Raw genomic sequence first — 9716 nt, forward strand, 5'->3', positions numbered from 1 at the left:
ATCTGAGGTAACCTAGGGCAATAGGCACTTTGGCACCTACGGCAGTATGGTAAAAACCTGTTTTCCATTTTTCAACCTTACCACGGGTACCTTCAGGCGGAATAAGAACCACTAACTCCTTGTGTTTATTGAAAAGCTGAATACTCGATTCCACTAAACCACCCTTTTTTGAACGATCAACCGGAATTGCACCCAATGCTTTAAAAATCCAGCCCACCGGAAATACAATTAATTCCTTTTTAATCATGTACCTAACCTTCACATCCATGATAAAAAAGGCCAAACGGGCAAAGAAAAAATCCCAATTGCTGGTATGAGGAGCAGCAATCATGACACAGCGGCTGTGTTCGGGAGCAGGTGTATAGCTAACTTTCCAGCCGGCTAACTTAAAAATGAATTGGGCAATTTTTTTCATGTTTATTGTTCGGCAACTACCAAAGCCAAATGTTTATGGTCGGGACTAATCGACAAACGGGTTTTGGTAAAGGCCGGTAGGGTAGTAGGAAAAGGAATATCGATTTTAGTACCGGTGGACCAATTCAACAGTATAAGTTTGGAACCGGTATTAATTAGTAAATGATTGGCATCCCAATAATCGAAAAACTCTGCTTTATCAGGCAAGTTGATTGAAATTCCGATATTCTTGTTTTTGTAATACATCAACAAAAAACCATCGCCCAGTTTTTGAGTAAACCAAGCTTCGGTTCCGGCAGGGTTGCTAACAAAACACCTACCCGGAATACCCGAAAGTTGCTTTTCAGAAAGAGAATCAGCCAACCAAATAGAGGCAGGTTCGGTAATTTTAAAGAAAATGCATTTAGAATCAACCAAGCTGTAGTATCCCATACTATCTGACTTAGTGAATATTTGTTTAGGTACTGCTTGATTGTATTGGTACAACCGTTGTGCGCTGTCTGAATCAACCCTAACGCAAGTAAATTGTTGCAGAGATGACCCTTTGGCTGAATATTCACTTTCGGGGGTATTCGTTATTGGAGTGGAAGCATTGGTTGAGAAATCAAAATAAAATACATCCGTTTGAGAATTGGTTTGCTCCGATACATAAAGAAGTCCGGTGGAATTGGCTGTAAAATAAGGTTGATTGTCATAATTTCCATTCTTTGTTATCAGATGAGGATTGGAAAGAGATACAACTTCCTTATCTTGAACAACGTCCATGAGCCAAATATTATTTTTTGGCAATTGAGCCCAACTTGTAAAGTTCAAGAACAAGGTAAGGCCAAGTACCAATAAATAACGGAGATGGCAATTCATTGGAATTAATGGATAAGGTTAAACAGCCTTCTCCAACGAACTTTTTTGAAGATATTAGATTCGTTTCCATCCAGGCTCAACCAGATGAAAACAGCTTTACCCACTACATGATCTTCCGGTACAAATCCCCAAAAACGGCTATCAGCAGAGTTATGTCGGTTGTCACCCATCATAAAGTAATAATCTAATTTAAAGGTATAAGAGGTGGTTTCTTTCCCGTTAATAATGACTTTCCCGTTTACAACCTCCACTTTATTATTTTCGTAAACTTGTATAGCTCTTCTGTAAATGGCTAAATTTTTGGCATCGAGGTTAATAGTGGCACCTTTTCTAGGGATATACAAAGGTCCAAAATTATCGACATTCCAAGGCACAATTGGATCGTGCGGGAAAATATAATCCATGTATTGACCTTTGGGTTGAAGTTGCAATCCAACCGATTGTACATTCGGAAAGGACTTAACATGTTCCAAGTTTTCATTAGTTAGGGTCATGTTATAATCACCAAAGTTGCTGGTGGGATAGAACTCGGTTATATCATATTTTCTTAGACTGCGTTCATTAAAGGTGGTTCCGTCGGTTTTAATGCTGTAATTAAACTGCATTTTTTCCGGTTTAGCATTTAAATGTCCATTGATAAACACTTCGCCATTCACAACGGAAAGGGTATCGCCCGGAATACCAATGCAGCGTTTGATATAATTTTCTCTTTTATCGACGGGTCGGAAATCTTCCATGGGATAATTAAAAACGACGACATCGTTGTTTTTAACATCTTGAAACCCGGGCAAACGGTAATAGGGTAGTTTTATCCATTCCAAATAGGATTGAGTACCTAATAAAGGCATGGTATGATGGGCAAAAGGAAAAGAAAGCGGAGTATTAGGAACTCTTGGACCGTAATTTACTTTACTTACAAAAAGGAAATCGCCAATAAGAAGGCTTTTTTCCATGGAGGAAGTAGGAATGGTATATGCCTCAATAAAAAACATTCGAATGAGGGTAGCCGCTACAACAGCAAATAAAATAGCATCGATCCATTCTCTCAAAGGTGATTTTTTCAGCTTTTGAGCTTTTTTAGGATCTGTTTTTTGTTCTTTCTTTTTTTCGAAAACCATGGGATTGGTATAACCTGTTTTGTGTTTAGAAACCTAACATATCTTTCATTCCGAAAATACCCACCTTTCCTTTTACGAATTCGGCGGCTAGCAAGGCCCCGAAGGCAAAGCCTTTTCTACCGAAGGCGGTATGTTTAATTTCAATTTTATCTTCTTCGGATGCATAGGAAACGATATGAGTTCCCGGTACATCATCTATTCGTTTAGAAATAATAGGAATTTCATCGTTTCGGGAATTGGTTTGATTAGTCCAGGCTACTTTACCGCTTAAGTTGCGAACCATTTCATTTGCAATGGTTATGGCTGTTCCGCTGGGGCTATCTAATTTCTGTTTGTGATGAATTTCTTCGATATCCGGAATATAATCGGGATGTTTATTCATCATTTGAGCAAGCTTACGGTTAAGTTCAAAAAAGATATTAACACCCAGGCTAAAGTTTGAGGCGTAAAACAAGGTATGGTCTCCATCTATACACAATTGTTTTACATGATCCAATTCATCCAACCAACCGGTAGTACCTACTACAACAGGCAAACCTGCTTCGAAACATTGAGTGATATTGCGCACTGCCGATTTAGGTGTACTAAATTCAATAGCAACATCAATATCATTCTTAATTAACAAACCTTTTTTGTCGAACCATTCCTCATCGGTATTAATGATTACGCCAATAGTATGACCACGAGACAAGGCAACTTTTTCAATTTCCTTTCCCATTTTACCATAACCTAGAATAGCGACCTTCATTAGATGAATGATTCTAATTGCTGCAAAACTAATAATCAGAATCCAGCTACAATCAGATTATTGATGAATTGTTCACAAAGTTTGTTAGAAAGTTTACTTTTTGAAATTTAATGATACCGAAACAGCCGGTGCATAACCATATGAATTAGACAAAGGCAAGGTAGCCGGTTGAATTTTAAGGCTCAAATTATCGCTTACATCAAAATCATACAAATGCCCATCCACATTGGCGTCTACGATATTAAGCACATAAAAAAGTCCGGCAAGAACGGCCATTAAATCACGGTTATAGCCGGTATTTTCCTTTAATTGCTTTATTTGGGCATCTGTATACTGGGTATATTTAGTATCCACCGTTAGTGGGTCATCGTCTAACCTGGCAATTAAGGACTTCTTATAATCCTGGTACTTCGTATTTTGACTAAAAAACAAATAACCAAAGGCCCCCATTCCACCCCAAACGATTGGCAGTTTCCAATACTTTCTATTATAAATCTGACCTGCCCCCGGACAAACTGAAGAAAGAACGGTAGCCAAAGCCGGGGAATGCTTTTTCTTTTTGAGAGCTAGGGTATCCAACTGTTGGGCTTGTTTCACCGAATCAGGCGATTGGGCAATAGAATAATAAGAAGAGGCAAGGATAAAGAAACTACAAAAAACTCCAAGGAAAAGGGATTGTGCGAGGAACTTTTTGAAATTTGAAAGAAAATCCATTAGGGTTCAATAATGGAATAAATTCGAAGTAGGTCATCATCTGATAAAAACGGAATTACCACTTCTCCCCCACCCTGGTCATTTTTACGGATAGTAACCTTAGTTTCAAGAGTTTGACTAAGATCTTCTTTTATTTTTTGAATTTCGAAAGAAAGAGCCATTTGAATTCTAGCAGGCGTGGGCTTCTTTTTCTTTTTAAGAGAAGCGGTTTTCACTTCGTCTTCAACCTGTCTAACACTCAGGCCATCCTCCAGGATTTTCTTAAAGATTGCCAATTGTTGTTCAGGACTATCCACATTTACGAGTCCTCGGGCATGGCCCATTGAAATTTGTCTGGTACGGATAGCCAATTGAATTTCGGCAGGGAGGCGAAGAAGGCGCAAGTAATTGGTAACGGTAGATCTTTTTTTACCCACCCTTTCGCTCAGTTGTTCTTGAGTTAAATTGCACTCTTCAACAAGCCGCCTGTACGATTCAGCAACTTCCATGGCGTCCAAATCTTCTCGTTGAATATTTTCAACCAGGGCCATCTCCAACATGGATTGATCGTTGGCTATTCGAACATAGGCAGGCACTTCGGTTAGACCTGCCAGTTGAGAGGCTCTAAAACGTCTTTCGCCTGAAATTAATTGGTATTTATCATAACCAAGTTTTCGAACGGTAAGAGGCTGAATGATGCCTAATTGTTTGATGGAATCTGCAAGTTCGTGCAAAGCATCCAAATCAAAATGCGTTCTAGGTTGAAAAGGATTAGTTTCGATTTGGGCAATCGGAATAGAACTAACATTTCCGGCCACAGGGGAAGTGCTAGGAGTATTATTGCGCGATGTAATATCGGTTCCCGGGTTTTCAAGCAATGCGCTTAACCCTCTACCAAGTGCAGATTTTTTAGGATTCATTCTTCTATTTCAATAATTTTCTCATCATCACTTAGCAAGGTCATGTTATTTTTTTGAAGAATTTCTCTTGCCAAATTCAGATAATTGATGCTTCCTTTACTTTCCGCATCGTGCATAATGATGGTTTGTCCAAAACTAGGAGCCTCACCCAGTTTGGTATTTCGATGAATAATGGTATCAAAAACCATTTGCTGGAAATGTGTTTTTACTTCTTCCACCACCTGTCTACTTAAGCTCAAACGGGTGTCAAACATGGTAAGTAAGATACCTTCTATATCCAAGTCAGGATTTAACCTACTTTGAACAATTTTGATGGTATTCAACAATTTACCCAAGCCTTCCAAAGCGAAATACTCACATTGTACAGGAATTATTACAGAATTGGCTGCGGTTAAAGAATTAATAGTAATCAAACCCAGGGAAGGGGAACAATCGATAAAAATGAAATCGTAGTGATCGCTTACCTTAGCAAGAGAAGCTTTCATCATTTGTTCCCTGCTTGGGAGATTAATCATCTCAATTTCAGCACCTACCAAATCAATATGAGCAGGCAATAAATCCAAGTTAGGGGTTTCTGTTTTCAAAATTATGCTTGCCGGATCTATATCATGTATGATACATTCATAAATACTCGTTTTCACATTTCTAGGATCAAAACCAACGCCTGATGTACTGTTTGCTTGGGGATCGGCATCAACCAATAACACCCTGTATTCCAATACAGCCAAGCTAGCAGCCAAGTTAATAGCCGTGGTAGTTTTTCCAACTCCTCCCTTTTGATTGGCAATAGCAATAATTTTTGCCATGAATTTTAATTTTTGCAAAGTTAACTGGTAGGTTTGGGATTAACTGATTTTGGAATGGTTTATTATCAACAAGAGCAATGTTAAATCTTTGTTGATAACCCAGAAAAATACCTACTATGAATGAAATTTAGATAGATTCTAAATAGTGCAATTCTATTCTTTACTTTTGCCCTGATCATTTTAAATGAAACCAACAACATTAAACCTGTTACAAATTGGGGACAAGGCCAAAATTATTGGTTTAGATGATCACATCATGAGTATCCAGTTAATGGAATTAGGATTATTACCAGGGGAAGATATTACCATGTTAGGGTTTGCACCATTTGGAGACCCCATGAGGCTTTCACTTACCGGCACTGACTTATGCATTCGCAAACAAGATGCGGAATTAGTGCTTGTTGAAAAATTGAAGGATTAAGTATTGAAAAAGATTGCGCTCATAGGGAATCCCAATTGTGGAAAAACCACTTTATTTAATGCGATTACCGGATTAAATCAAAAGGTTGGCAATTTCCCGGGAGTTACAGTAGAAAAAATTGAAGGTTCGGCAAAAATTCATGGAGAATCTTATTCCTTTATTGATTTACCCGGCACTTATAGTATCAATCCTAAGTCACCCGATGAAGAAGTTGTATTTAGTGTTCTTTCAAATCCCCAACATCCGGATTTTCCTGACGCTGTTATCTTAGTGGCAGACGCCTCTAATCTTAAACGCAGTTTATTTGTTTTAACCCAAGTACTTGAATTAAATATTCCCTGTTTAATTGCGCTAAACATGATGGATGTTGCCAAGGAGAAAGGTATTGAAATTAATCTGGAACTGCTTTCTGAAAACCTTGGAGTTCCAATCATTCCAATCAGTGCAAGATCAGGTTTCGGAATTCCTTCTTTATTAGAACAGGTATCGAAAGGGTTTAGCCTTTCAACAAAAAACTTTGTAAACCTTGATTTAATCGACCATGGTGTATCGGCCTATTTTCAGGCGCAGAAAGGTTTACCTTCCCGATTTGCCGGGTTTTATTTTGCGAACCATTTCGCCAGATTAGAAAAAAACAATGATCTTAAAGAAAAGTTTAACCTTCATCTAATTGAATCATCGTTTGAGCCCCAGGTTGCACAACGGCAGGAATCGATATTAAGGTTTAAGTTTTTACAAGAACTCAAGGAAACAGCTACTCGCCAAACGGAACTTCCCAATAAAAATTTTTCCGGGAAAATGGATGAGCTATTGACTCATAAATTTTTTGGATTGCTTTTGTTTTTTGTCATCCTCTTAGTTGTTTTTCAATCTGTATACCTTTTAAGTGAGTGGCCAATGGAATGGATTGACTACCTTATGTCCGGTGTACGATCTGAATTAAAATCCATGTTAAATCCTGGCCTACTAAAGGATTTGTTATTGGATGGAGTTTTGGCAGGCATTACCGGAATTGTCATTTTCATACCTCAAATTGCATTGCTGTTTGGATTTATTTCTGTATTAGAAGAAACCGGTTATATGGCCAGGGTCAGCTATATGATGGACAAGGTTATGCGACCATTTGGACTCAATGGAAGGTCGATTATTCCATTGATTAGTGGAATAGCCTGTGCGGTTCCATCCATTTTAGCCACGCGAACTATTGGTAGCCCTAAAGAAAGACTTTTGACCATTTTGGTTACTCCATTTATGAGTTGTAGCGCTCGCTTACCGGTTTATACCTTAATGATAGCCCTGGTGATACCTTCCGGAAGTATTTTAGGCATTTTAAGTTACCAAGGTTTAACCTTACTTTCCTTATACTTTCTTGGATTAATCATGGCCTTGGTTATTTCCTTTTTAATTAAGGGGTTTATAAAAGAAGACCAAAACACTCTATTTGCATTTGACCTTCCACCCTATCGTTCACCAAGGTGGAAATCAGTAGGTATTTCAGTTTATACCAAAATTAAGTCCTTTTTAGGTGAAGCCGGAGGAGTAATAATGGCTATTTCAATTGTTTTATGGGCAATGGCATCCTTTGGTCCATCCGATGAAATGGCACAGGTACAACAACAGTATGAAAATAGAATCACCGAAAACCCCAAGGATAGTTTATTGGCTATGCAGCAGTTCAAGTCAGAAAAATTAGAACATTCCTTTGCCGGCAAATTAGGTCAAGGCCTAGAGCCACTAATTAAGCCATTGGGATTTGATTGGAAAATAGGTATTGCCTTAGTTACTTCATTTGCTGCTCGTGAAGTATTTGTAGGAACAATGAACACCATTTACAGTGTTGAAGAAACAGACGAAACACCGGTATTATTATTAGAACGTATGAAAATGGAAAGGCGAAAAGGCAGTAATCGTCTGTACTTTGATTTGCCGACCGGAATTTCACTAATGGTTTTTTATGCTTTTGCCATGCAATGCATGAGTACCTTGGCTGTAGTTAAATCCGAAACCAAATCATGGAAATGGCCTTTAATGCAATTTTTTTGGATGGGTGCTATAGCCTGGATATCCTCGTGGATAGCCTATCAATTATTTTCTTAGGCCCTACCAAAAAGGACTTTTTCGGTTCCCTGTATACTCAAAAAGATGGCGTTTGGAACTATAAAGTTTTTTAACAGGTCTGCGTTTATGGCTATAATGGTAGCCTGTAGCACCGGGGTGGTATCCAGACCCGCAACCTTCAACAATAACAGCAAGGGTTATAATGGCCAGTAAAATTGATAAACGCTTCATTGATTTCCTACGGGGCAAATATAAAAGAGAAACGAGATTCTTAAAATTTTATTTCGCCTTCAAATGTGAAAAAAAATCCTGCACTTTTGCATCAGACACGAACATTTATTTTGCAACACCTTAAATCCTTCATTTATGCCAGCATTTGGTGCCTCCTAATACTAGGTATATCTTCCTGCAAGGACACTGTGGAAGATTGCTTTAAAAGCACAGGAAGCATTGCCAGAGAAGAAAGATTTGTAAGTGATTTTGATAGTATTCGATTAGAGGACAATGTAAATATCATTCTTATTCAGGATACCTTGAATAAGGTAATAATTGAAGCCGGGGAAAATTTGATACCCAAAATCAGATCAACAGTGGAGAACAGGGCTTTGATTTTAAAAAATGAAAATCATTGTAATTGGGTTAGAAAGTTAAATGTTCCGGTAAATGCCTATGTTCATTTTAAGGATATATCTGCGCTTAATAATTTAGGAGTAGCAGACATTACCAATCAAGATACTATAAACATTAAGGGTCATGCCATTGATATTCGGATCTTAGGTAGTGGAGATATACGATTAAATGGCAATTTTGATTGGATCTACGGAAGAGTACTAGTTTCTATTGGAAACTTATATTTATCGGGCAAGTCGGGAGGTTTGGAACTATATTGCGACGGAACAAGTTTGGTAAGGGCTGAAAATTTAGAGACTCAATTTGCCTCAGTGGAAACCTATCTACCCGGCGATGTTTACGTGAATGCCAAGGAACAACTCAGTGCAAAGATTTATTGGGAAGGAAATGTATATTACCGGAACAATCCTCAAATAGTTTACAAAAAAGAAACATCAACCGGAAGGTTAATCCAAATCCCTTAAGGATTAATAATTAATGGGGAAAGTACTCCAATCACTATTTCCATTAATTTGCCATTGAATGGAATTCCTTATGTCACTTTGAAATCCTTTCATGTGCTGCAATTCTGTCATTTTCGGAAAACCCTGGCAGTTAGGTATTTTTCAAAACCCAAGCACTAACGCATAGCCTTGAATAGTAAGCTCAGACAAAGAACTGATAGAAACAGTGATGCTTTAGTTTAGCGACCATCAGATAGGTAGCGCATCGGGCAACGATAGAGGCAAGTAGCTCCAAGCCAACGTAGCGATTTAGCGTAGTTGACTTGGACTACAGCCGATAGCGTGACCCGAACGCCTGTGCAAGTTATTTGAATTTAGCAACAACTCCATAGGCGGAGGGGGCCCGCATAATAGGAAAATTAAAAAATAGTCTTTCCGTTGTTACTGATTTTTTCAGCAGACCTTAGATTAGCAATTACTTGAGCTCCAAAGAAGGGACGATGTACTCTCTGGCAATCCAAATTTACACTTTCTGTTATTTGTTTCCCATTTTGCAAGGCAGCCTTTCTATAAAATTTCAGTTTAAGGTTGGTTACGATGAGCT

12 protein-coding genes are annotated in these 9716 nt (G+C 38.3%); 3 read left to right on the forward strand and 9 right to left on the reverse strand.

Annotation, left to right across the window (positions count from 1 at the left end; all coding sequences use genetic code 11):
• From K1X82_13600 to K1X82_13630, 7 genes are all read right to left on the reverse strand, one after another.
• Positions 1-415: 1-acyl-sn-glycerol-3-phosphate acyltransferase (locus K1X82_13600; protein ID MBX7183140.1), on the reverse strand; the 415-nt coding region annotated here is incomplete at its 3' end.
• Between the two features lie 2 nt (positions 416-417).
• On the reverse strand, positions 418-1179 hold the full coding sequence (locus K1X82_13605; protein MBX7183141.1) for a hypothetical protein: 762 nt from the start codon (positions 1177-1179) through the stop codon (positions 418-420).
• Between the two features lie 101 nt (positions 1180-1280).
• A complete protein-coding gene (gene lepB / locus K1X82_13610; protein ID MBX7183142.1) occupies positions 1281-2393 on the reverse strand; it encodes a signal peptidase I in 1113 nt (370 codons plus the stop codon).
• A gap of 25 nt (positions 2394-2418) precedes the next feature.
• Complete coding sequence (gene dapB / locus K1X82_13615; GenBank protein MBX7183143.1) at positions 2419-3141, reverse strand: 4-hydroxy-tetrahydrodipicolinate reductase; 723 nt, start codon at positions 3139-3141, stop codon at positions 2419-2421.
• 93 nt (positions 3142-3234) lie between these two features.
• Complete coding sequence (locus K1X82_13620; protein ID MBX7183144.1) at positions 3235-3855, reverse strand: hypothetical protein; 621 nt, start codon at positions 3853-3855, stop codon at positions 3235-3237.
• A complete protein-coding gene (locus K1X82_13625) occupies positions 3855-4754 on the reverse strand; it encodes a ParB/RepB/Spo0J family partition protein (GenBank protein MBX7183145.1) in 900 nt (299 codons plus the stop codon). Before K1X82_13625 ends, K1X82_13620 begins: the two co-directional genes overlap by 1 nt.
• A complete protein-coding gene (locus K1X82_13630; protein ID MBX7183146.1) occupies positions 4751-5560 on the reverse strand; it encodes an AAA family ATPase in 810 nt (269 codons plus the stop codon). The genes K1X82_13625 and K1X82_13630 overlap by 4 nt, the downstream gene beginning before the upstream one ends.
• A gap of 184 nt (positions 5561-5744) precedes the next feature.
• Here K1X82_13630 and K1X82_13635 point away from each other — a divergent pair, with 184 nt between their 5' ends.
• Both K1X82_13635 and feoB read left to right on the forward strand, forming a co-directional pair.
• On the forward strand, positions 5745-5981 hold the full coding sequence (locus tag K1X82_13635; GenBank protein ID MBX7183147.1) for a ferrous iron transport protein A: 237 nt from the start codon (positions 5745-5747) through the stop codon (positions 5979-5981).
• Positions 5982-5984: 3 nt separating this feature from the next.
• Complete coding sequence (feoB, locus tag K1X82_13640) at positions 5985-8078, forward strand: ferrous iron transport protein B (protein MBX7183148.1); 2094 nt, start codon at positions 5985-5987, stop codon at positions 8076-8078.
• Positions 8079-8081: 3 nt separating this feature from the next.
• On the opposite strand, the gene K1X82_13645 is transcribed toward feoB, so the two are convergent.
• Positions 8082-8270 (reverse strand): hypothetical protein, encoded by a 189-nt coding sequence (locus K1X82_13645; GenBank protein ID MBX7183149.1) that lies wholly within the window; start codon positions 8268-8270, stop codon positions 8082-8084.
• A gap of 86 nt (positions 8271-8356) precedes the next feature.
• Between K1X82_13645 and K1X82_13650 the strand changes: the two genes are divergently transcribed.
• Entirely contained in the window at positions 8357-9133 is a 777-nt protein-coding gene (locus K1X82_13650) for a DUF2807 domain-containing protein (GenBank protein ID MBX7183150.1), read from the forward strand.
• A 398-nt stretch (positions 9134-9531) separates the two neighbouring features.
• Here K1X82_13650 and K1X82_13655 read toward each other — a convergent pair.
• The coding region (locus K1X82_13655; GenBank protein MBX7183151.1) for a hypothetical protein at positions 9532-9716 on the reverse strand (185 nt) is incomplete at its 5' end.

The organism is Bacteroidia bacterium (genome assembly GCA_019695265.1).
Taxonomy (GTDB): Bacteria; Bacteroidota; Bacteroidia; order JAIBAJ01; family JAIBAJ01; genus JAIBAJ01.

Excerpts from the sequence above, each read along its gene's own strand:
- K1X82_13605 (MBX7183141.1), bottom strand. The coding sequence starts at position 1,179 with ATGGACGTTGTTCAAGATAAGGAAGTTGTATCTCTTTCCAATCCTCAT.
- lepB (MBX7183142.1), bottom strand. The coding sequence starts at position 2,393 with ATGGTTTTCGAAAAAAAGAAAGAACAAAAAACAGATCCTAAAAAAGCT.
- dapB (MBX7183143.1), bottom strand. The coding sequence starts at position 3,141 with ATGAAGGTCGCTATTCTAGGTTATGGTAAAATGGGAAAGGAAATTGAA.
- K1X82_13620 (MBX7183144.1), bottom strand. The coding sequence starts at position 3,855 with ATGGATTTTCTTTCAAATTTCAAAAAGTTCCTCGCACAATCCCTTTTC.
- K1X82_13625 (MBX7183145.1), bottom strand. The coding sequence starts at position 4,754 with ATGAATCCTAAAAAATCTGCACTTGGTAGAGGGTTAAGCGCATTGCTT.
- K1X82_13630 (MBX7183146.1), bottom strand. The coding sequence starts at position 5,560 with ATGGCAAAAATTATTGCTATTGCCAATCAAAAGGGAGGAGTTGGAAAA.
- K1X82_13635 (MBX7183147.1), top strand. The coding sequence starts at position 5,745 with ATGAAACCAACAACATTAAACCTGTTACAAATTGGGGACAAGGCCAAA.
- K1X82_13645 (MBX7183149.1), bottom strand. The coding sequence starts at position 8,270 with ATGAAGCGTTTATCAATTTTACTGGCCATTATAACCCTTGCTGTTATT.